The organism is Spirosoma horti, from assembly GCF_054776595.1.
The window spans coordinates 719240-740126 of sequence record NZ_BAAHBQ010000005.1; the positions used below are offsets into that span (position 1 = coordinate 719240).

The 20887-nt window shown below is 50.5% G+C and carries 19 protein-coding genes; 11 read left to right on the top strand and 8 right to left on the bottom strand.

Features of this window, described 5'->3' with window-relative positions:
* Positions 1 to 43 precede the first annotated feature (43 nt).
* From ACYVAM_RS18085 to ACYVAM_RS18095, 3 genes are read left to right on the top strand one after another with little or no spacing between them, the layout of a single operon-like run.
* Positions 44 to 415, top strand: coding sequence for a hypothetical protein (locus tag ACYVAM_RS18085; protein WP_461069488.1), 372 nt, complete (start codon positions 44 to 46; stop codon positions 413 to 415).
* A gap of 13 nt (positions 416 to 428) precedes the next feature.
* Positions 429 to 1118, top strand: a complete 690-nt coding sequence (locus ACYVAM_RS18090; protein WP_461069490.1) for an NUDIX hydrolase — start codon at positions 429 to 431, stop codon at positions 1116 to 1118.
* Between the two features lie 57 nt (positions 1119 to 1175).
* Positions 1176 to 2492 carry a sensor histidine kinase gene (locus ACYVAM_RS18095; RefSeq protein WP_461069492.1) on the top strand — a complete coding sequence of 439 codons (1317 nt, stop codon included), beginning with the start codon at positions 1176 to 1178 and terminating at the stop codon, positions 2490 to 2492.
* Between the two features lie 3 nt (positions 2493 to 2495).
* Here the strand turns inward: ACYVAM_RS18095 and ACYVAM_RS18100 are convergent, their stop codons facing one another.
* Complete coding sequence (locus tag ACYVAM_RS18100) at positions 2496 to 3263, bottom strand: class I SAM-dependent methyltransferase (protein ID WP_461069494.1); 768 nt, start codon at positions 3261 to 3263, stop codon at positions 2496 to 2498.
* A 190-nt stretch (positions 3264 to 3453) separates the two neighbouring features.
* Between ACYVAM_RS18100 and ACYVAM_RS18105 the strand changes: the two genes are divergently transcribed.
* Both ACYVAM_RS18105 and rlmB read left to right on the top strand, forming a co-directional pair.
* The gene (locus ACYVAM_RS18105) at positions 3454 to 4953 is read left to right on the top strand and encodes a GWxTD domain-containing protein (protein ID WP_461069496.1); all 1500 of its coding nucleotides are present in this window, start codon (positions 3454 to 3456) and stop codon (positions 4951 to 4953) included.
* Positions 4926 to 5774: a 23S rRNA (guanosine(2251)-2'-O)-methyltransferase RlmB gene (gene rlmB, locus ACYVAM_RS18110; protein WP_461069498.1), complete on the top strand. Its 849-nt coding sequence runs from the start codon at positions 4926 to 4928 to the stop codon at positions 5772 to 5774. Before ACYVAM_RS18105 ends, rlmB begins: the two co-directional genes overlap by 28 nt.
* An 86-nt stretch (positions 5775 to 5860) precedes the next feature.
* On the opposite strand, the gene ACYVAM_RS18115 is transcribed toward rlmB, so the two are convergent.
* Positions 5861 to 6250 (bottom strand): c-type cytochrome, encoded by a 390-nt coding sequence (locus ACYVAM_RS18115; RefSeq protein ID WP_461069500.1) that lies wholly within the window; start codon positions 6248 to 6250, stop codon positions 5861 to 5863.
* Between the two features lie 174 nt (positions 6251 to 6424).
* Here ACYVAM_RS18115 and ACYVAM_RS18120 point away from each other — a divergent pair, with 174 nt between their 5' ends.
* Positions 6425 to 7165 (top strand): class I SAM-dependent methyltransferase, encoded by a 741-nt coding sequence (locus ACYVAM_RS18120; RefSeq protein ID WP_461069502.1) that lies wholly within the window; start codon positions 6425 to 6427, stop codon positions 7163 to 7165.
* Here ACYVAM_RS18120 and ACYVAM_RS18125 read toward each other — a convergent pair.
* Positions 7160 to 8848: a VRR-NUC domain-containing protein gene (locus ACYVAM_RS18125; protein ID WP_461069504.1), complete on the bottom strand. Its 1689-nt coding sequence runs from the start codon at positions 8846 to 8848 to the stop codon at positions 7160 to 7162. The genes ACYVAM_RS18120 and ACYVAM_RS18125 overlap by 6 nt on opposite strands.
* Before the next feature lie 108 nt (positions 8849 to 8956).
* On the opposite strand from ACYVAM_RS18125, the gene ACYVAM_RS18130 reads away from it, so the two are divergent.
* The 5 genes from ACYVAM_RS18130 to ACYVAM_RS18150 all read left to right on the top strand — a co-directional run bounded on the left by ACYVAM_RS18130 (position 8957) and on the right by ACYVAM_RS18150 (position 13067).
* On the top strand, positions 8957 to 9964 hold the full coding sequence (locus ACYVAM_RS18130; RefSeq protein ID WP_461069506.1) for a DUF2157 domain-containing protein: 1008 nt from the start codon (positions 8957 to 8959) through the stop codon (positions 9962 to 9964).
* A complete protein-coding gene (locus ACYVAM_RS18135) occupies positions 9951 to 11141 on the top strand; it encodes a hypothetical protein (protein WP_461069508.1) in 1191 nt (396 codons plus the stop codon). The genes ACYVAM_RS18130 and ACYVAM_RS18135 overlap by 14 nt, the downstream gene beginning before the upstream one ends.
* A gap of 42 nt (positions 11142 to 11183) precedes the next feature.
* On the top strand, positions 11184 to 11384 hold the full coding sequence (locus ACYVAM_RS18140; RefSeq protein WP_461069509.1) for a type II toxin-antitoxin system VapB family antitoxin: 201 nt from the start codon (positions 11184 to 11186) through the stop codon (positions 11382 to 11384).
* A complete protein-coding gene (gene vapC / locus ACYVAM_RS18145; protein ID WP_461069511.1) occupies positions 11385 to 11792 on the top strand; it encodes a type II toxin-antitoxin system VapC family toxin in 408 nt (135 codons plus the stop codon).
* A gap of 84 nt (positions 11793 to 11876) precedes the next feature.
* Entirely contained in the window at positions 11877 to 13067 is a 1191-nt protein-coding gene (locus tag ACYVAM_RS18150) for a phosphoglycerate kinase (protein WP_461069513.1), read from the top strand.
* Between the two features lie 107 nt (positions 13068 to 13174).
* Here the strand turns inward: ACYVAM_RS18150 and ACYVAM_RS18155 are convergent, their stop codons facing one another.
* From ACYVAM_RS18155 to ACYVAM_RS18175, 5 genes are all read right to left on the bottom strand, one after another.
* A complete protein-coding gene (locus tag ACYVAM_RS18155) occupies positions 13175 to 16306 on the bottom strand; it encodes an efflux RND transporter permease subunit (protein WP_461069515.1) in 3132 nt (1043 codons plus the stop codon).
* A gap of 12 nt (positions 16307 to 16318) precedes the next feature.
* Positions 16319 to 17374, bottom strand: a complete 1056-nt coding sequence (locus tag ACYVAM_RS18160) for an efflux RND transporter periplasmic adaptor subunit (protein WP_461069517.1) — start codon at positions 17372 to 17374, stop codon at positions 16319 to 16321.
* 23 nt (positions 17375 to 17397) lie between these two features.
* A complete protein-coding gene (locus ACYVAM_RS18165) occupies positions 17398 to 18753 on the bottom strand; it encodes a TolC family protein (protein WP_461069519.1) in 1356 nt (451 codons plus the stop codon).
* A 55-nt stretch (positions 18754 to 18808) separates the two neighbouring features.
* Positions 18809 to 19285, bottom strand: coding sequence for a MarR family winged helix-turn-helix transcriptional regulator (locus ACYVAM_RS18170; protein ID WP_461069521.1), 477 nt, complete (start codon positions 19283 to 19285; stop codon positions 18809 to 18811).
* Positions 19286 to 19380: 95 nt separating this feature from the next.
* Complete coding sequence (locus ACYVAM_RS18175) at positions 19381 to 20871, bottom strand: tetratricopeptide repeat protein (RefSeq protein ID WP_461069523.1); 1491 nt, start codon at positions 20869 to 20871, stop codon at positions 19381 to 19383.
* Positions 20872 to 20887 lie beyond the last annotated feature (16 nt).

The window sequence follows — 20887 nt, forward strand, 5'->3', positions numbered from 1 at the left end:
CAGGTTTACTCAATTACGTAGAAATAGCCAAAACAACTTTTTTATGACGCATTGGGCTAGGAGCATTTGCGGGCTTTCGCTCGGTTTGCTGGTCGGTTGTCAATCGGGTGTTCGTGACCTTAACTTTATGAATAAGCAGTTTGCGGCTACCTTCAACGTCGACTCCACAAAGGGAATTGACAGCACGAACTTAGCGACGCTGAGCGGCTCGAAAGCCATCTATAGCTTCAGCGAGGGCGGGAAAGGAACGAATCATATCCAGATGGGCATGTTGTCGAAAGACACGCCCTTCACCTGGAAAGTGCAGGGCGATAGTCTGTTCATCGATGGCAAACCCTATACCGTCAAGCAGCAGGATCAGGGGTTTACGCTTAAATCCGATTCGGCCAAGATTTTTCTGAGTCAGCAACAGTAACTGAATAAGGCATATGGAATCGGAACCACTGGATGAGGCTCCCAAGTATAAAAACTGGCGCGATCAGTTAGCGCAGAATCAAATTAATGTCAATCAGATACACCCGTTGTATGTGTATCAGGCCCAGAAAGATGGCAGCGTTTTATACGCACTTTTGAAAATAGAGGCCGATACGCCGGAGGATACAACGCTAAACCCGATCTGCTTTCTGAAGGGCGATGCGGTTTCCATGCTGGTGGTGCTGATTGCGGAAGAGACGAACGAAAAATACGTGCTTTTGGTGAAACAACGACGTGTCTGCAATGGGGCGTTCAGCTACGAGCACCCGGCCGGGATGATCGACGAAGACGATCCTTCGCCGGTTGAGGTGGCTGCTCGTGAACTGGGAGAAGAAGCCAACCTGACTGTCGAGTCGGCGGAGTTAAGGCCTCTGTTCAACAAGCCGCTGTATTCGGCTACGGCCACCAGCGACGAAGCACTGCACTTTTTTTACCTCGAACGGCGAATGCCTCTGGCGGAGATTAAAGCGATGGATAGCCAAATGACAGGCGAAAAGGAAGAAAATGAGCACACCCAATTGCGGGTGGTTACGTTTCCTGAAGCACACCGATTAGTAAGTAATATACACGGCATCATGAGTCATTTATTATACCTGCAAAAAGTGGGGGATTACGAAAGGCTGGCGTTATTACCCGGAGCGTAAACCCATGGGCCTAATCCTATAGTGCTCGCTGACTATCCACTTAACAATCAATTCGATATGGCTGCTTTTTCATCGAACCATCCACAATCCGTAACCGATCTGGTTACGTTTTTATTCAATCGTCGGGAAACCTTGTTGAACAATTGGCGAACGGCTTGTGAAGTGGATGCATCACTCAAAAAGATCTCCACGCTAACCCGCGAAGAGTTCAATAATTTAATCCCGATCATTCTTGAATCGCTGGAACAGCAGTTATTGGGGCAACCTGTCCAAACGGATCCAGTTCTGGCGGCCAAATCGCACGGCCTGCAACGCTGGCAGAAGTCGCTCAGCCTGGCAAATCTGTTGAGCGAATATACCCATTTGCTGGTGGTCCTGTTCGATGAATTGAGGCTCTTTCGCCAGATTTTCCCGCAATCAGATCCTGACATTGTGCTTGCGGCCCAGCAACACATTATGCTGCTAATGACCCAGACACTGGGCGGAAGTGTTGTCAAGCATGATGAACTGCAGCGGCTGGAAGCGGCTAACCGGGCAGCCAGCCTCGAAGAAGCGCTAAAGGCGATGGAAGATATATCTCGCCAGCGGGGTGATCTCTTGCGAACATCGTCTCATGATTTGCGGAGTGGGCTTGGGCTAAGCCTGGGCGCAGCTTCAATTTTAAAGATGGATGACTTGAGCCCGGAAGAACGGCAACAGTATGTCGACATGCTGAACCGTAACCTGACCAGCGTTCAATCCCTGTTGACGGGCCTGATGGACCTGGCGCGCCTGGAGGCTGGTCGGGAACCGATTGAGCTGGAAGAGTTTGACGTCGCTGATTTGTTGACTGAGCTGGTTGCCAGCGCTCAGCCAATGGCTCAGGAAAAGGGAATCAGTTTACATGCTGATGGTCCGGAAACTTTACGGGTCAAAACGGATCGGCTCAAGATCTATCGTATTGCGCAGAATCTGTTAGTAAACGCCCTGAAATATACACCCTCCAGTACAAATCGACCCGGCATGGTATCGGTATCCTGGTCGGCGGAGAACGACTGGCGCTGGGTATTTAGTGTGCAGGATTCTGGGCCGGGTTTTCCTCCTGGCATAATGGATTTATTTCATAAGCAACTGAGACCCATTGTTGAACCAACCAGCGTACTGGCTCCGGAAGAAGCCCAGCCCATTGAGCCACGGCCCAGCACGAAGCAGGAGTTGCCGCCAAACCCCTTGGAGGAAGAACCGAAAGTGCCATCCGGGATGCATGGCGAAGGGGTGGGTTTGCAAATAGTAAAACGACTGAGTGAGTCGGTGGGGGCAAGCGTTGAGATCGAAAGCATACCCGGACGTGGTACGCTCGTTCGCATTCGAATGCTGATGCAACCGCCTGCCTAGCCGTTACTTCGTTGCGACATAAAAGAAATCCAGACTTCCGGCCGGGTCTTTGCTCACCACATAATCGGTGTAATTGATTTCGGCCGCCAGTCCGTCGGCTTGCAGGAGCCGGTTGCGGTTCAGACGATTCATCAGGTCGTAAGGTACTTGCAGCAACCGGCGGGGCAGACGGTATTGCAGGTTGAAAATATCGAAGCGCGTTAGTTTTTTGACCGATTCTTTATTCTGTTCATAATAGGCCATCACTTTTTCATTGCCATGAATACCACGCGTTTCTACCGTCGGAAAGTACTTCGCCATCAGCGCCTTCAGGCCATCCGCGTAATATTCCCGAACGTGCCAGGGGTTGCGGGTAAGCGAAAACGTTTTGTTGACCGTCGTGAGCAGTAATTTTCCGCCCGGTTTCAAAACGCGATGCGCTTCCTTAATGAACACATCGTCGTTTTCGATGTGTTCGATCACCTGAAAAGTTACGATATAATCGAACGTGTTGTCGGGTAAGCTACGCAGTGGGGGAATGTTGGCGGCAATAAATGTCGAATTAGGGTATTCGGCACTGAGGCCGGCAATCAATTCTTCATTTTTATCGATGCCCGTATAGTGATCGGCCGCTTTTGTCAGCAGTTCCAGGCCCCGGCCCCAGCCACATCCGATTTCGAGCACCTTACCGCTTACAATAGCGGCTGCTTCGACGTAAGGGAATAACAAGCGTTGGTGAACAGGGTTATCCGATGCGATTTCGGCGGAGGTAATTTCAGTTGTCTTGTACATGCGTTTGCAATTCAGTGGGCAAAATTACTCTTTTGTAGTAAGTAAAGAAAAATGAACCGCTTCGGTAACCCAAAATGGGCACTTTTTTCGTTATTACTTGACATTCCTCCAGCAGACCCATGAGCCGGGCCGCCGTTGCGGCTTCCATAACTTTATGGGTCTAAAAGCTTTAGAGATTACAACATTATTTATGCGTATTCTATCTGCTTTACTCGTTATTTGTTTTCTATCCTCGGCCTGCTCATCCAGCAAAAAAACGCAGCAGGCCCGTGCCAATGCGGCTTATGACGCTCGCACTGAAGCGCAGCGACATCAGCCCAGCCGGCCTGACGTGGCTCGGCCTGACGTGGCCCGACCGGAAGAGGCTCAGCGCAGCAGTGCCAACACATCCCGTGACGATTCCCGTCGAACCGAACGTCCGGCTGATTCGCGTCCAACCGCAACGGCGGGCCAAAATCCGGCATCCGTTAAAGTAATGACGGATGGTCCCGCCCTGGGTACAACGCCCGCGGTATCGGGTAAAGCCGCCGGTGAATGGATGGTCACTTCCATAAAGGGCAAATTTCTGGCAACCGATACGACCAGTGTTCGGGTGTATATGGATATAACGGCCAAGTCACCAACGGGTGAGCCGGTACTCAATCCAACGGACTTTACGGAGCATTTTCTGATTGCCTATGTCATGTATCCCGATTACAACAACCGGGAACGCTTGGGTTATGGTACAGTCCCCTTAACAACCCAGAACATTAGCGCTCAGGGCGATCACCTAACCCTGACGTTCGATGTGAAACGGCCGAAGGATGCGGCCAATGCCGTTTTGCTTACCGAAATTACCGAGACGACCAACGGGACAAAGGCCCGGAACGATCTGTCGCTGCGCTTTAAAGCTACCAAACTGAGCGACCGCTTTACGTTGTTTGACAAGTCGGGTAAACTGCCTCAACTGCGTAATTACGTAAATGTGGGTGACTCCGTCATCATTCGGGATGTGAACGGCACGAGCAAGCCGTTGTATGGGTTTCGTTACCGACACGATTTCGAAGCAGCCTCGTCACCCATGAATACGTCTCCTCGCCCGGCAGCCAAATCGCTGACCGAGGACTCGACCCTGACCATTTCCACCAACAAGCCATTCGTTATTCCGCGTGAAGGGCTGTATTACTTTGTAGAAGACACGACGGATGCCGCCGGTATTGGTTTGGTGGTGGCCGATAAACGGTTTCCAAAGCTCACCCGCCCCGAAAAACTAATCAAACCCGTTTTGTACATGAGTACCAGCTCGGAAATCGGGGAGCTGAATCAGGCGCAGGATACCAAAAAAGCGTTTGACCGATATTGGCTGAGTTTAATGTCGGGCAACGAGGAAGTAGCTCGCAAAACCCTGAAGGCGTATTTCGACCGGGTCGAAGAAGCTAATCGGTTATTTACGAGTTATAAAGAGGGCTGGAAAACGGATAAAGGCATGATTTACATTGTGCTTGGCGCACCCGACCGAGTACAACGGAACCGCGAACGCGAAGTGTGGGTTTATAATCGCCGGGCCAATGTCTCGGAAGTAAACTTTACCTTTACGAAAAAACCGAATCAATTTGTCGAGGATCATTACGAACTGGTGCGCTTCATTGAGTATCAGCCGGTCTGGTACCCGATTGTCGAAGCATGGAGAACCGGAACAATTCGCGAGTAAACCGCCCCACTAATTCCCGTCCTGGCGGGCATCGGCCTGGTGGGTCAAAACCACAATTTCGGCCCGAACCAGACGAGATGGTGTTTGGTATTCAGTCTGTTATAGAGACGCTTAAGTCCGATCAGCAGATTGATAAATTATATATGGAGAAGGGGATGAGTAATCCTGATATCCAGAATCTGGCTTTTCAGAAGCGGGTCACTATTCAGCGTGTACCGGTCGAACGGCTGGACCGATTCACACGCAAGAATCATCAGGGGGTTGTTTGTCTGATTGCTCAGGTACAGTACGTAAAACTCTCGAATGTCATTGCCGACGTATTTGAGCGGGGCGAAACTCCCTTTTTTCTACTTCTGGACCGTATTACCGACGTGCGAAACTTCGGGGCCATTGCCCGTACGGCTGAGTGTACGGGTATTCAATGCATTGTGATTCCGGGCCGGGGCGCAGCCGCCATCAACTCCGATGCCATGAAAACCTCATCGGGGGCGCTGAACCACATCTCCGTTTGCCGCGAACCCGATTTGACCGAGACGGTAAAATATTTGCAGGAATCAGGCATAGCGGTTGTGGCCTGTACCGAAAAATCAGCCCGCGATCTGTACGAACGCACCACTGATTTGACCGGACCAATGGCGATCATTATGGGATCGGAGGAGGACGGTATCTCGCCTGAGTTACTCCGTATGGTCGATACTCACGTTAAAATTCCGCTTCTGGGGGCTGTTGGCTCCCTGAACGTATCGGTGGCTACGGGCGTGGTGCTCTACGAGGCCGTGCGGCAACGGAGCCTGATCGGAAGTGCGGAAAAGGCAAGTTAAAAGGACTCAAATTGGGCTTGACGCTAAACGTTTAACTAGTGCCATATATTAAAAAAAGCACCGGTGTTTAAACCGGTGCTTTTTCGTTATGCTTTTTTGCCTTTTGGTTTTGCTTTGGTGGCACCACCTTTCTTAGCGGGACTGCCATCGAGCGAGTTAATCCAGACAGCTAGTTTCATGGCGTCTTCCTTTGGCACCTGCTTCATGGCGGCCATTGGCGGATAACCAGGCCAGTGCGCTGGAATTGGGTTATAAATAAGGTTGACGATTTCCTCGTTCGAGTATTTCTTTTTAGCTACGTCTGAATAAGCCGGACCTACCAGCCGTTGGTTTGGACGGTGACAAGCAATACAGGTGTATTTCGTCATCAGGGTATTCATCTCCTCTGGAATATCGGATGGAGCCTGTGCGTTAGCGTCGATAGCGGCCAGGGCCAGCGAAGCCGAAGCGATAAAAATGCCGACAAATTTTTTCATGAGAATCGGGTAAACGATAAATGAACAAACAGATTGATTGAGCTCAATAAGTTAACCGCGCAAAAATAGATGCTTTGGGATGATAACCCAATTTTGACTTCGGTTTTTCCTATTAAACCAAAGATTAGACAGTTGTTCTTAAAAAACGTTTAATTATTGTTGAAAATAAAAAATATGCAGCCTCTCGACCGCTTTTCGGGCCATGCCAATCTGTACGCGCAATACAGGATCGACTACCCCGCCGACTTATATGAGTTCATTTACGCCTTCACCAGCAGCCATCAGGTTGCCTGGGATTGCGCCACAGGGAATGGGCAGGTTGCCGGAGCTCTGGCTGATCGATTCGACCGGGTTGAGGCTACTGATATCAGCGAAACACAACTGTTACTGGCTACCAAAAAAGACAACATTCATTACCAAATCAGTCGGGCCGAACAAACGCCTTTTGCTGATCATACCTTCGATCTGATTACGGTGGCGCAGGCGTTGCACTGGTTCGATGTGAACGCCTTCCATAAGGAAGTTCGGCGTGTGGGTAAACCCGGCGCTGTCATTGCCGAATGGGGATACGGGCTGGTGCAACTCGGCGATGTCCTTGATGCCATCCTGCTCGATTTTTATCGGAATCGGATTGGGCCCTACTGGGATCCACAGCGGAAGTATATCGACAATGCATACGCTACGTTGCCCTTTCCTTTTGCCGATGTTCAGCGGGCCGATTTCATTGCCCGGCGCACCTGGTCTTTGGACCGTTTTCTGAATTATTTGCGCACCTGGTCGGCCGTGCGGCAGTACATCCTCGAAAATGAGGAAGATCCTGTTATTGGGTTAGGAGAGGACTTGAAGTCGCTTTGGGGCGATGGCGAGCGGAACATTCAGTTTCCTGTTTTTCTGCGGGTTGGCCGGATTTTATAACTCCCAAATAACCCGAACTACTTTTCCGCGTACGCCAATTGTCTGGAAAAACTCCAGCCAATGCAATTGTTGCGGGCCGAGGTGATCTGTGGGGGATTTGACCTCTACAAAGTCATACTCGCCTTTTTCATTCCAGACGAGTAAGTCAGGAAAGCCGCGCGTGTGTTCGCGGACATTGCGGGCCATTTCGAGCAGAATCAGGCGCAGTTGCTCAATGTCCAGCAACTCGATCATGCGCTGAACCAGCGTCAGCAACTCATCGGACCAGTCGACCAATACGTTGGTAATGCCATATTTGGCGTTGAACATACGGCCGACGTGCTTGCGCCAGTCGTCTTTGGTATCCAGTTCGAGCAGGCGTTTTTTTAATAAGTCTTCCCGTTTTATGTAAAAATCGGGCAGGTAAAAATCAGACGGAGCCCGTTGCAGTGGATGGTGAATGGCCGATACATTGGCGTCGTAGATGATGTCCCAGAAAACCAGCCCGAATAGGCCGCGCCAGGGATAATTTTCGGTAAAGGCCGCGTCGAAATCGTTCTCCAGGTAGTAGTTCATGACCCCCGCTTCGACATGGTGACGGTAGGCCGCCGGAATATTGACACTCTCTGCATCGGATAAGAAACGTGTCGTGGCTTTGCGCGTACGCTTCTTCTCGCTCAACCCAAGAATCTTCTCCCGAAAATCGGTGGCAAAATAGCGTTCCTCGGCGTTTAGCGGATTAACCGCAATTTCATCGCAGAGAGCAAGGGCTTCCTCTACCGAGCCATTTTTGAACAGCAGGCGAACGCGCCGTTCGCGGGCGGGTACCCGATCCGATAGTTCGTAAACGGCGAGTGCCTGCTCAGGTAATTTTTGTTTTTCCAGAAAAGCGCCAACCCGGCACACCAGTTTCTGATAGCCCGGAATGGCAATTTCGGTCAGCTCTGGGCGGGTTTCGTTCCAGTTCAGAAACCAATTGTAGATATCGTCGGCGGGCGTTTCGGCTTCTTTGAGTTCGTAGAATTCTTCGTTCGTCAGCGAGATCAGCAGCTTGTCTTCAACTTCTTTCCGGTTTCGAAAACGGGCCGTTAGTTTACTTTCATCGTAGCGCTCGAAATTGACCATGCCGAGGTCGCGCACCACGAATTCGGTCATATTGCTGCCCCGGTTGCCAAAAAACAGGTATTTAACCATCATCCCTTCGGACTCGAAGTTCATGCGGATCACGGTCTCATGGGTAGTGAGGCTCGTAACAACTTCGGCAAAATCGAGTTCATGAAGAGCGTAACGAACAACATATTCCTTTTTTTCTTTGGCCAGCGGGCGACTCTCTTCCGGTTCCAGAGGAAGCAGGTTCAGTAACTCGGGTTTTGTAAACGCAGAGAGCGCCAATTCGCCCATAGACGCGTGATGAGCCGAAAGTCGCTCGACAAATCCAGCCATGAGCAATTCACCCACGGCCGCCGGTAGGTCAGTTATTTCGTTATATTGTAGTTTGTTGATCCGAAAAAAGAGTCCTTTGCGGTTGCTAAACCGGACATATAAGCACTGGGCGTCGAGGCTCAGGGCTTCGAAGCGGTGGATGAAATCCCACTCGGCGTCGTTTAACAGATTGCCGTAAAGTCGTTTGACAAAGTCCAGTACATAACGGAAATTGTCGAGATAATACCGGGGTGTGAGGATAATCTTTTGTCGTCCGATCATAGAATACTGGAATGTACCTGCCTGCGGGATTTGGTTCGTGAACAGCCTGATACGGATCAAAACCCGTAGGTGCAACAAGGTATAAGTAGAACAAAAAAACAAGCATTTATGTCCCCAACCGATGTTCTGAATGAACTAAGTAAACAAGGCATTTTACCGCCCAAGCAGCAAGCTGAACTAGCCGAAATCGAGCGCCAGCGGCCTTTTTCGCTCCATTGGGAATTCCGGTCCATGCTGTACATTGGGATTCTACTGCTTAGTTCCGGACTGGGTCTGTTGATCTACGATAACTTCGATCAGATTGGTCAGGGAGCCTTACTGACGGGAATTGCAGCCGCCTGTGTGGGTTGTTTTTATTTCGCGTGGCGATTTCGCCCCGAGTGGACATTGGCACAAACCCGAAGCCGATCAACGTTTGGCGATTACGCCCTGATTCTGGCCTGCCTTCTTTTTCTAACCCTCGAAGGGTACGCCCAGTATACCTATAATGTATTTGGATCGCGGTATGGCTTGGTCACCCTGCTGCCTGCTTTACTATTTTTACCAATAGCTTACCGATTCGACCACCGGGGCGTTCTGGGTATGGCCCTGACGGCCCTGATTTCGTGGGTAGGCGTGACGGTCCGGCCATTGGAATTTTATTTCAAAACCAACTTTTTTGATCAGAAAACGGTCTTTTCTGCCATTGGCCTGGGGTTAGTCCTGATCGCGATAGCCATTGGCCTGGAGCGTAGAAAAATTAAGCCCCATTTTACGTATACCTACCTGACCATTGCCGGAAACCTGTTGATGGTGGCGCTGTTGGGGGGGCTGTTCAACTTTGAAGGTGTTCGTTTGTGGTTTGCGTTGGGGCTGGCTGCGGCTTGTATCGTATTTGATCAATACTCCAGACGGGGGCGTCGGTTGCAGTCGGCGGAGGGGAGCGATGGTTCCTTTCTGTTTCTGCTGATGAGTACCGTATATGGCTATATCGGCGTCACTTACCTGTTTTTTCATTATGTGCGTCCGCAGGGAGACGATGCGTATTACTGGTATTTCATCCTGACCGGCATTGGCCTAGTGTATTACCTGATGACCCAACTACCGAAAGGCAACCGCACCAATGAGAGCATATAACGAACAGTGGATTTATAATCGCGAAGTACTGGCGCAGGCCGAGCGTTGGCATCGGCAGGCGCTGGTGTCTGATGAGCAGATCAAGGCCGCCCGTAACGCTTACCCGGTGGAGTTTCGGCAGACAAACGGCTTCATCGAAATCGGGTTGTTTCTGTTTACGACCGTTGCCATTCTGGCCTGTTACCTGCTGCCGGCCAGCCTGTTTTCCACCATGCTGGATAACCCGAAGGCGTATGGCATCTTCAATATAGCGTTTGGCATCGGCATAGGGATAATCGGCCAGTTTCTTATCAACCGCCGACTTCTGTATCGCAATGGCATTGATAATGCCTTTGTGGTTACCTTAACGGGTTTTCTGGCCTTTGGCTTTAATCAATTTTTGCCGAATGGATTGTCGTTAGCCACCCATTGCCTGTTTACACTGCCCCTTTTACTGCTGATACTCTGGTATTACGGCGATACGCTCATTGCCTTCTTTACCATTGCCACGTTCTACACCGCTATTTTTAACAGCCTGCTGAAAGTAAGCTGGGGAAAAGATGCCTTGCCGTTTGTAATGATGGCAGTTTCGCTGGCGCTTTATATAGCCGTCCGGCAGATTATCAATCGGGATACGAAGCAGGTCTATTACGCTGATCCATTGAATCTGGCGCAGTGGTTATCGCTCATTGTCCTGGCGGCTAGTGGTAATTATTTCGTTGTTCGCGAGCTGAATGGGCTTTTGCTCGAATCTCATCCAGGCATTATCAGTCCCACCGAAGCGCCCGAAATTGGATTACGCGGATTATTCTGGGTATTGACCTTCATCATTCCGGCTATTTACCTGTGGCAGGGGTTAACAAAGCGGAATCGCATGCTGAATATTCTGGGAACGCTTGGGCTCATTGGTGCCGTCATGACGTTTCATGAGTATATCGGACTTTTTCCGCTCAATATTGCCCTGACGTTGGGTGGCCTATCCCTGATCGGAATAGCCGTGTTCGGCATCCGATATCTGGCGAGTCCAAAACATGGCTTTACCGATGCGCCGGACGATGATTCGCCAAACGAACTCTTTCTCAATGCCGCTACTATTGTGGCCGTTCAGGCAGCCAGTAGCGCACATCAGGCACCAAAAGATAATCTTCGGTACGGCAGTGGCGACTTTGGCGGGGCGGGGAGCGAAGGCAAGTATTGATACTCACTGATATTAACTAGATTTGCCTTAAACAAGCTAAATATGGAAACGAATATTAGGCTAGACGATCAACTTTTGAATGAAGCGAAGCAGTTGAGTCATATTCAAAGCACAGAGGAGCTGATTCAGAGAGCGTTAGAGCGCTACGTGACTACTCTTCAGCAAAGCCAGAGGCTATTGGATTTACGCGGAAAGGTAGAGTTCTGGGGTGATGAAGATGCATCACAAGCTCCCCAGAGTTAAATGGAATCAATTTTAGTCGATACATCAGTTTGGATTGACTGGTTCAGCACCAAGAATAGCAATACTGACCAGACAACTATACTTGAGGCTTACTTTAACGCGAGAGTTCCAGTTTACTCTACTGCTGTGATTCTTCAGGAAGTATTGCAGGGAGTCCGGCAGGAGCATATGTACCTGACTATAAAAGAGACATTACTCGGGATCGCGATGCTCCGTCTTGATCCAGTCGAAGCGGCCATTGGGGCGGCTGATCTGTATCGGTCATTGCGCAAAAAAGGCGTAACGATTCGTAAACCGAATGACTGTCTTATCGCCCATTATGCCATCTTCTATGATATTCCAGTTCTGCACAACGATGTAGACTTTGATCAGATTGCCCGCCATACAGCCCTTCGACTCGTTGTTTAATGGGCGCTACACGAAACTTACCGCTTGCGTCTGCGTAAAAACTGCTAAGTTTGGCCTCGAAAACAAACGACCATACGCAGTCGCATGAAAACTTTAGATTCCTACAATTTTGCCGGCAAGAAAGCCCTCGTTCGGGTCGACTTCAACGTGCCGCTCGACAAAGCGTTTAACATCACTGACGATACGCGCATCAAGGCGACGATTCCAACCGTCCTGAAAATCGTGAACGATGGCGGTTCGGCTATCCTGATGTCGCACCTTGGTCGGCCGAAAGGAGGCCCTGAAGAAAAATATTCCCTCAAACATCTATTGCCAGCCCTCGAAGCCGCTTTTGGCCGCAAGGTGAAATTTGCTGACGATTGCATTGGTCAGTCGGCTACGGATCTGGCAGCCAGTTTGCAGCCGGGCGAAATCCTGCTGCTCGAAAACCTGCGTTTCTATAAAGAGGAAGAAAAAGGCGACGTAGCGTTTGCCGAAAAATTGTCGAAACTCGGCGATGTCTGGGTCAACGACGCCTTCGGAACGGCACACCGCGCCCATGCATCAACGGCTGTCATGGGACAGTTCTTTACCGATCGCGTGGCGGGCTATGTGATGGAAGCGGAACTGGTGAACGCCAAGAAGATTCTGGAAGAAGCCGAGCGGCCATTTACGGCCATCATGGGGGGGGCTAAAATCTCCGATAAAATCCTGATCATCGAAAAACTGCTCGACAAGGTCGATAACCTGATCATCGGCGGTGGTATGACGTATACGTTCACAAAAGCGCAGGGTGGCAACATTGGTAAATCACTGCTCGAAGCCGATAAGCAGGGACTGGCGTTGGAACTGCTCGAAAAAGCCAAGGCAAAAGGGGTGAACATTTACATGCCCGTCGATAACCTGTGCGCCGATGATTTTTCCAACGATGCCAACCGGCAGGTGGTAGCAACCGGCCAGATTCCGGACGGCTGGGAAGGTCTCGACATCGGTCCTGAAACCATTGAGTTGTTCAAAGAAGTCGTTCTGAAATCAAGGACGATTCTTTGGAATGGCCCGATGGGTGTGTTTGAATTTGAAAACTTCGCGCATGGCACCAATGCCATTGCCGAAGCGGTCGTAAAAGCAACGGAAGAAAACGGCGCTTTCTCGCTGATCGGTGGTGGTGATTCGGCTTCGGCCATCAACCAGGCTGGCTATGGCGACCGCGTAAGTTACGTATCGACAGGTGGCGGTGCCCTGCTGGAATACATGGAAGGGAAAACCCTGCCAGGCGTTGCCGCACTGGAAGCTTAGTAACGCTATAGTACAAAACAGCCTCTGGCTGTTTGAATTAAAGGCTCTGATAGTTATGATCAGTCTTTAACTCAAACAGCCAGAGGCTGTTTTGTACATCTACTCGCTTAGTCCATTGCTTTCGCGACTTCCAGTTCCTGGGGTTTCTTCGGAACGACTTTCTTCTTGGTGAACCGGGCAATGATCCGGTCGACAACCAGGTACGTGGATGGTACCACCAGCAACGTTAGCAGCAGTGACGAGGTCAGTCCACCGATGATAACCCAGGCCATACCGTTCTTGGTTTCGGCACCGGCACCACTCGCCAGGGCAATGGGTAACATACCCAGAATCATAGCCAGTGTGGTCATCAGAATAGGCCGTAACCGCTCTTTGCCCGCTTCAATCAGCGCATCGACAACATCGTGGCCTTCAGCTTTAAGCTGGTTGGTAAAGTCCACGATCAGGATGGCGTTTTTGGCCACCAGGCCGAGCAGCATGATCATCCCCACAATCGAGAACACCGTCAGGCTTTCCATGGTCAGGGCCAGAGCCAGCAGAGCGCCAACCAGGGCCACAGGAATGGAGAACAGGACCACGAACGGATACACCACGCTTTCGTAGAGAGCCACCATGATGAAATACACCAGCAGAATGGCAATCATCAGCGCCAGCCCGAGACTACCAAAGGCGTCGGACTGTTGTTGCAACTGACCCAGATACTGGATGTTGACTCCTTCCGGCAATTTCTGCTGCGCCATTTTAGTCTGGATATCCGTACCTACCGTACCCACCGGGCGACCCACCACCTGCGCGTTGATCGTGATCGACGAGAGCCGGTCGATCCTTTCCAGCACACTTTCACCGACCTGCTCCTGCACCGTAGCGAACTGCGAAAGCTCAAACGTTTTGCCCTGGTTGTTCACGAACGTCAGGCGGCTAACGTCCTCGGGTTGCGTGCGATCGAACTGATCCAGACTAACCAGAATATCGTATTCATTCCCGTTTTGCTTGAACTTTGACTGGTCATTACCCCGGAAGGCATTTTGCAACGCGATACCCACGTCAGAGGCACTAATCCCCAACTGGGCCATCCGTTCCCGGTTCAAATTCACGGTTACTTCTGGCTTTGGGTCTTTCACGGAATATTTAACGTCCTGGGTACCAGGCACCGATTCGGTCACTTGTTTGACAATGGCGGCTGCCTTTCGAATGTCGGCCAGGTTTGTGCCTTTTACCGCAATCATGATGGGCGCCTGCGAGGCCCCAACAATACCAACCGGACTAACGGTTACTTTCACGCCCGGAATGCGCCCGACCTCCTGCTTCAGTACCTGACCAAAGGCTTCCGTCGATAGTTTTCGCTCTTTCTTGTCGATCAGCTTGACGTTGATATCAGCCAGGTTGCTGTTTGAGGATGTCGCCAGTCCATTACTGCTGTAGCCAATATTCGAAAAGACGTTCGTCACTTCGGGGTGCTTCATAATGATTTGTTCCGCCCGTTGCGCGATGGTATTCGTCTGGTAAATGGATGCCGTTGGCGCCAGTTCAACCTGAATGCTCATTTCGCCCTGATCACTTTGCGGCATAAAAGCACCGCCAATGAAACCAGCCGGTACCAGGGCGATAGAGCCTACCAGCAAGGCAATGACCGCGAGGAAAATATAGCGTTTGTGGCCCAGCACCCAGACCAGTATACGACCATAAGCATTGGTCAACCGATCCAAAAAGCGTTCGAAGCCGATATTCAGGCTGCCCCAAAGCGATTTAGGATTTAATACTTCGATTTTGCCAAAACGAGAAGCCAGCAGGGGCGTCAGCGTGAAGGATACGAGTAAGCTCATCAACGTCGAGAAAACGACGACCAGCGCAAACTCGCGCAGGATATTCCCAATCAAACCGCCCGTCATGGCCAGCGGAACGAATACCACCACGTCGACCAGCGTAATGGCAAGGGCTGTAAAGCCGATTTCACTACGTCCGTCCAGAGCTGCCTGTCGTCGGTCTTTGCCCATTTCCAGGTGTCGGTTAATATTTTCCAACACCACAATCGAGTCATCGACCAGAATACCAACCACCAGGGAAAGAGCCATCAGGGTCATCAGGTTCAACGAGAATCCCATCAGATACATCAGAGCAAAAGTTGGAATCATGGAGGATGGCAACGCCACCAAGACGAATAATGCCGACCGGAAGCTGTGTAAAAACAACAGCATCACCAATGATACGATCAGAACGGCCAGTCCCATATCTTCGACCACCGCGTGGGCGGAGGCCAGCGTGTAGATCGACTGGTCGGAAGCAATGTTGAATTTGAGTCCAATCTTGCTATACTGCTTCTCCAATTGTTTGATTTTGACCTGTGCGCCCTGACTCACCGATACGGCATTGGCATCGGACTGCTTCTGAATCTGCAGACCAATGGACGGTTGTGCGTTGATGTGGTTAATGGCCGTTGGCTTAGTCGATGCATCGACGACTTCAGCCACGTCTTTTAACAGAACCTGGCTGCCATCCGTACGGCGGGCTATGATCAAATCCCGCAGCCGCTTCACGGTTTGCACGGACGCATCGAACCGAATCGAATACTGCGCCTGCCGCGTCTCCAACTGACCCGCCGGGTAACTGGCGTTGGCCGCATTAATCGCCTGCGATACCTGGCCAATCGAGATGCCATAACCGCGTAATTTTTCGGTATTGACATTTACCTGGATTTCCCGCTCGTTGCCACCGACGATGTTCACCTGCCCCACACCAGGCACGTTCGATAACTGAGGTTTGATATCGTTGTCGATCAGGTCATACAGGGCCGTTGGCGACATGTTGGCGGTCACGCCCATCCGCAGGACGGGGATTTCGTCCGTAGAGAATTTATTCAGGATGGGCCGATCGGCTTGGTCAGGCAGAAGGTTAATGATCTGCTCGATTTTGCGTTGGGCGTCCTGCTGCGCCAGGGTCGTATTCACCCCATTTTTCAACTGGATAACCACGCTCGAGGCACCTTCCTGCGAGGTAGACGTCATCCGGTCCAGACCCTCCAGCGACGAGAGGGCTTCTTCAATGCGCTTGGTCACGTTTGTTTCAACCTCGTCGGCCGAAGCGCCCCGGTAGGTCGTCACCACGCTGATGACGTTGGCCTCGAATTTGGGTAACAGGTTGTAGGATAGTTGCTGATAACTGAGCGCCCCGAACAAAATCAGGACGGTAAAAATGGTCGTTACCAGCAATGGCCGCTTAACCGCTATTTCAGATATAGACATGGTTTCGGTTAATTATTTTGTGATTTGTACCGGTTTTCCGTCACTCAGGTTCAATTGACCGGTGGTCACCACCTGATCGCCAGCCTTCAGGCCGCTAAGCACTTCAATCGAATCGCCAAAGTCCCGGCCTATCGTTATTGTACGTCGGGTGGCTACGTTGTTATTCACAACAAACACATACGGATTTTTAATACTTTCGACCAGCGCCGACCTCGGAATCTGAAGGGCTTTCTGATTGGATTTCTGCGAGAAATCGACGTTCACAAACGTCCCTGCTTTTAACCCACTAGCCTTATCGATGGTAATTTCGACTGGATAGTTATGTTCATCGCTGCCCTGGGGAGCAATGTAAGAAACCCGTCCATTAAACGTCCGGCCCGGAAATACATCTGCCGATACCTTAACGGCTTGCCCTTCGCGCAGTTGATACACATCGCTTTCGTTGACGGGAACCTGTACTTTCAACCGGTCAACGTCCAGTACCCGACCAAGCACTTTACCGACGGTAATATATTCGCCCGGCTCGATGTCTTTCTGCACGATCCGTCCGCCGATAGGCGCTTTCACGTTTGCATCGGCTATTTGCTTCCGGATCTGTTCAGCCTGATTAACGGCGTTTTCGTAATTATACTTCGTCTCATTTACCTGAATCTCCGTCGTGGCATTCCCCGCCAGAAGCGTGTTATAGCGCGTTACATCTTTCTTCAGTCGGTCAATGGAAAGCTGCGTAGATTCCAGCGACAGTTCCTTGAGCCGGTTGTCAAGCTCAACCAGGGTGGCACCCGGCCGGATCGAAGAGCCCAGGTTAAAATTGACTTTCTGTACTTTACCCGCCGTGGTGGCAATAATGTCGGCCTCTTTGTAAGGAATCAGATTTCCCGTTTTGACGAGCTGCTGGCTCACGGTACCTTCTGCGACAGGGGCAACGGTTACGGGAATAGCCACGTTGGTTTGAACGACGGGTTTTTTCTGCGCATCGATCTTCTTCTTGTTCGACGACAGTCGGAAGCCAATCAATGCGGTAATGGCTACCAAAGCTGCGACGACGATTAGCGTTGTCTTTTTCATGATCTATTAGTCGGTTGTATTGATCAGAGTTGGTTATAAAAAGTAAGCAGTTTACCCTGCGATTGTTCGAGATCCAGCCGCGCCTGATACAGGTTAATGAGGGAGTTGATGTAATTTGTTCGAGCTTCCCGATACGAGTTATCCGCGTTGATTACGTCGGATAACAGCTTGGTTCCCTGCTTGTATTGAAGCGTTGTGATGTTATACACTTCCTGCGCCAGCTTCACGTTGCGGTCATCGTTCTGGACGCTGGTCTGCGCCCGCTGAATCTGCGACTGGGCATTGTTGAACTGAAGCCGGTAGGCCGATACGTTCAATTTCTGCTGTTCCTTTTGGGTTAATAGCGTCAGCCGTTGTTGCTTTATCTGGGCGTCGCGCTGAAACCCGTCGAAAATGGGAACATTCAGCCGGAGGCCAAAACTGCCAAATCCCACAAAGTTGGTGAATAGTTTGTCGATGGTTTGAGCGCCCAGGTTTACCGTACCATAGTTGGCCGTCAGACTCAGTGTGGGCAAATAACCCGCCCGAATCCGCTGCAATTGCAGTTCCTGTAACTGAATATTCGTTTCTGCCTGTTGAAACGAAACCAGATTGCCTGCCGAAAATTCGCCCTGTTCCAATGAAGGCAGTTGCGTCAGTAATGTTGAGTCCGACAGGACCAGCGTTTGCTCCTGCGGCATACCCATTTGGTATTTCAACCGGTTGAGCGCCAGATTCAGATCATTCTCGGCCAGGGTCAACTGCGATTGGGTACTGTTGTAACTGACTTCCGTACGCGTATAATCGACCGGCTGAATAACACCATTGTCGCGCTGTAGTTTCAGAATGTTGAGCACCTGTTGGGTCCGTTCGAGGTTGTCGCGTAACAACCCGATCTGCTGCTGGGCAACAAAAACCTGGTAGTAGTTGCTGGCAATGTTATAAATAACGTCCTCCTGCGTTTGGCGGGTATTCAGGGAGGCCAGTTGCTGGTTTGGCTTGTTTGCTTTGATACCGATCAACAGCGACCGGTCGAAGATTGTCTGCGTGGCCTGGGCAGTTAAGTTTGTCTGGAATTTCTGGCCGATGATGAGCACTTGCGGCTCAGGACCGAACACTCCGGCCGGAATAACACTCTGCTGGAGTTTAATATTATTGGTCGATGTTCCCGTGGCGCTCACCTGCGGTAAATATTGACCCAATGCCTGACGAGCTTGTTGGTTAGCCGTTTCGATCTGATATTGGGCAATGCGGATGCTACCAAAATTCTTGAGGCCGTAATCGATACAGTCTTTCAACCGAAAGTTTGCCGGGGCGGGCACCTGGGGCTGAGCCTGTGCCCATCCCAAACCGGTCGATGCCAGCGAAAAAACTAAACCAAGTGCAATTAATCGTTTCATAAATCCAATCGTTGATCCGTCTACTGTAGATATATCAACTAATAAAATAAAAAAATTACTTTTCTAGTAACCCGGCAATCTTCCGGGTTATCCTGGCGAATGTCTCGCGTTCATCGGTAGTCAATTGACTCATCACTTCATGATCTATAGTTTCCGTTGTAGTCAAGGCCTGTTCAATAATCATTTTCCCGGCGGGCGTTAAGCGAACCAGGTTTTTTCGCCGGTCTTCGCTATCGGGCACTATACGAAGATAACCATCACGCTCTAATGTGCGGATAGAGCGTTGTATGCCCGATTTATCCTTCTGCAAAAAATTAGCGATGTCCTGTTGAGACAAAAGATCTTCGCCCGAGAAGTACGCTATAAACAAGATCGGGAACTGTTCGATCTGCAGGGTGAAGCCTAACCGGGCCAGTTCACGATTGGCCTTACGCGCCAGTAAATGACTCACATGACTAACCATGAAAATAGCTTGTGTGCCCATCCGTTCAGCAAACCTAGCCTGAAGTTCTTGTTCTTTTACGAACGTCATTGTATGTTATAATTACGTTGTTATATCAACTAGTTTGGCCTAAGAAAGGTTTCGCTTTATTGGTAATAATAGAATGATCTTGATGAGGAGTCCTATTATAGCTGACTCAGGGCAGCCCGCGCCTTATTATCGATGCTGTTCTTATACTCGTGGCGTTTGAAACTTAAGGCTTTCTGAAAGAACGACCGTGCCCGAATACGATCATTTTTCTGCTGGTAAATGTAGCCCAGTTGTAAGGCCGATGTCGCCCCAAAGGAAAGCTGGTCTGGTTCGCTCAGGGTAAGCGCCCGGCTCAAATAAGGAATAGCTGCATCGTTATCGTTCCGGCGTTGAAAAATGCGACCCATTCGATACGTGTACTCCGCTTTTTCAACCGTTAGCGGAAAGGCGGTTTCGGTGTAAGGACGCAAATAGGCCAGCGCACTATCCGTAAACCCACCATCGGAGGCCAAGCGAGCGCGCATCAGGACTTTCTGGTTTGCAGTAGCTCCTTTCTGCAAATACGATTCAGCAAACTTCTGCGCGGCTTTATCCGACTCGACCGTTGTGCGGCCAACAGTTGTCACTTTTTGCAGTAGCGGAAGGCTGCCTGCTTCTGATTTGTTGGCTAGCCAGTGGCAGAGAAAGAGTTTGTAGTAGGAGTCTTTCAGGAAGTTGCGCCCTTTGTAGGTTGCCAGAAACTGCTGGAAATGAGTCGTTGCGGTTGAATAGTCACCTTTCTGGAGGAAAATATCGCCCAGAATATTTTCGATGACTGGTAGTGTGAGGTAATTTTTACCGACTGGTCGGGCTGACAGATACGCCAACGCCTGTTCACTATGGCCATTTTTCTGCTCGATGGTAGCCCCAAAAAAGTGAAGCAACAGGTTATCAGGATGGTCATTGACCAACTGCTTCAACGTCTGGCCGTCGGCAGGGCTAAATTTGAGTACATAAGCGCGCACCATCAGGTCGATTAATCGGGCCTCGAGGCCAAAGGTGGCGTCTTGCTGAGCCTGTACCAATTCCTGCTGCCCCTGCCTGACGTTACCATGCAACCCTAACAGACTGGCAACCCAGGCATAATTGTCGGGCACGGAGCCAATCATGACATGCAGCGTTCCAAGCGATTTATAGGTAGGCAGGAAGGTCGGAAAGCGCTTCTGATTGTCGGCCAGTAGCTTATAGGCCCGAATCACATCCCAACTGGCGCTCACTTCTTTGCCAAACTTTAACTTAACGAACGCCCAGTGGAGCCGAACTTCAGCCTGCAATACACGCTGCCAGGGCGAACGATCGTCTAATTTTTTCAGGGCGTCGAGCCGGTCGTCTTCCCGGTCACTGATGGTCGAAAATAACTGCTCATCGTCGGAGGTGACCAGCCGGAGCATGTCCGTGTAATCGTCAACGAACATACGTACGCCATTATCGGACGCTTCATGAGCGACTATAGTCTGGGCAGACTGAACATCGAGTTTTTGCAGATCAGCATACGCACGCTGCAAGCCGGATGTCCAGGTAAAGTCCTGAGCACCGACCAGCATTGGCATGAATAAAAACAAAAACACCGGGAACAAACCCGGTGCTGTTGCAAAAAAACGGTTCATACGATGACAAGACGTG

Bases quoted from the DNA above. Each gene is read 5' to 3' on its own strand.
- ACYVAM_RS18150 (WP_461069513.1), top strand. From the start codon at position 11,877: ATGAAAACTTTAGATTCCTACAATTTTGCCGGCAAGAAAGCCCTCGTT.
- ACYVAM_RS18120 (WP_461069502.1), top strand. From the start codon at position 6,425: ATGCAGCCTCTCGACCGCTTTTCGGGCCATGCCAATCTGTACGCGCAA.
- ACYVAM_RS18140 (WP_461069509.1), top strand. From the start codon at position 11,184: ATGGAAACGAATATTAGGCTAGACGATCAACTTTTGAATGAAGCGAAG.
- ACYVAM_RS18160 (WP_461069517.1), bottom strand. From the start codon at position 17,374: ATGAAAAAGACAACGCTAATCGTCGTCGCAGCTTTGGTAGCCATTACC.
- ACYVAM_RS18175 (WP_461069523.1), bottom strand. From the start codon at position 20,871: ATGAACCGTTTTTTTGCAACAGCACCGGGTTTGTTCCCGGTGTTTTTG.
- ACYVAM_RS18100 (WP_461069494.1), bottom strand. From the start codon at position 3,263: ATGTACAAGACAACTGAAATTACCTCCGCCGAAATCGCATCGGATAAC.
- ACYVAM_RS18125 (WP_461069504.1), bottom strand. From the start codon at position 8,848: ATGATCGGACGACAAAAGATTATCCTCACACCCCGGTATTATCTCGAC.
- ACYVAM_RS18135 (WP_461069508.1), top strand. From the start codon at position 9,951: ATGAGAGCATATAACGAACAGTGGATTTATAATCGCGAAGTACTGGCG.
- ACYVAM_RS18130 (WP_461069506.1), top strand. From the start codon at position 8,957: ATGTCCCCAACCGATGTTCTGAATGAACTAAGTAAACAAGGCATTTTA.
- ACYVAM_RS18155 (WP_461069515.1), bottom strand. From the start codon at position 16,306: ATGTCTATATCTGAAATAGCGGTTAAGCGGCCATTGCTGGTAACGACC.
- ACYVAM_RS18165 (WP_461069519.1), bottom strand. From the start codon at position 18,753: ATGAAACGATTAATTGCACTTGGTTTAGTTTTTTCGCTGGCATCGACC.
- rlmB (WP_461069498.1), top strand. From the start codon at position 4,926: ATGGAGAACCGGAACAATTCGCGAGTAAACCGCCCCACTAATTCCCGT.
- ACYVAM_RS18170 (WP_461069521.1), bottom strand. From the start codon at position 19,285: ATGACGTTCGTAAAAGAACAAGAACTTCAGGCTAGGTTTGCTGAACGG.
- vapC (WP_461069511.1), top strand. From the start codon at position 11,385: ATGGAATCAATTTTAGTCGATACATCAGTTTGGATTGACTGGTTCAGC.
- ACYVAM_RS18090 (WP_461069490.1), top strand. From the start codon at position 429: ATGGAATCGGAACCACTGGATGAGGCTCCCAAGTATAAAAACTGGCGC.
- ACYVAM_RS18095 (WP_461069492.1), top strand. From the start codon at position 1,176: ATGGCTGCTTTTTCATCGAACCATCCACAATCCGTAACCGATCTGGTT.
- ACYVAM_RS18105 (WP_461069496.1), top strand. From the start codon at position 3,454: ATGCGTATTCTATCTGCTTTACTCGTTATTTGTTTTCTATCCTCGGCC.
- ACYVAM_RS18115 (WP_461069500.1), bottom strand. From the start codon at position 6,250: ATGAAAAAATTTGTCGGCATTTTTATCGCTTCGGCTTCGCTGGCCCTG.
- ACYVAM_RS18085 (WP_461069488.1), top strand. From the start codon at position 44: ATGACGCATTGGGCTAGGAGCATTTGCGGGCTTTCGCTCGGTTTGCTG.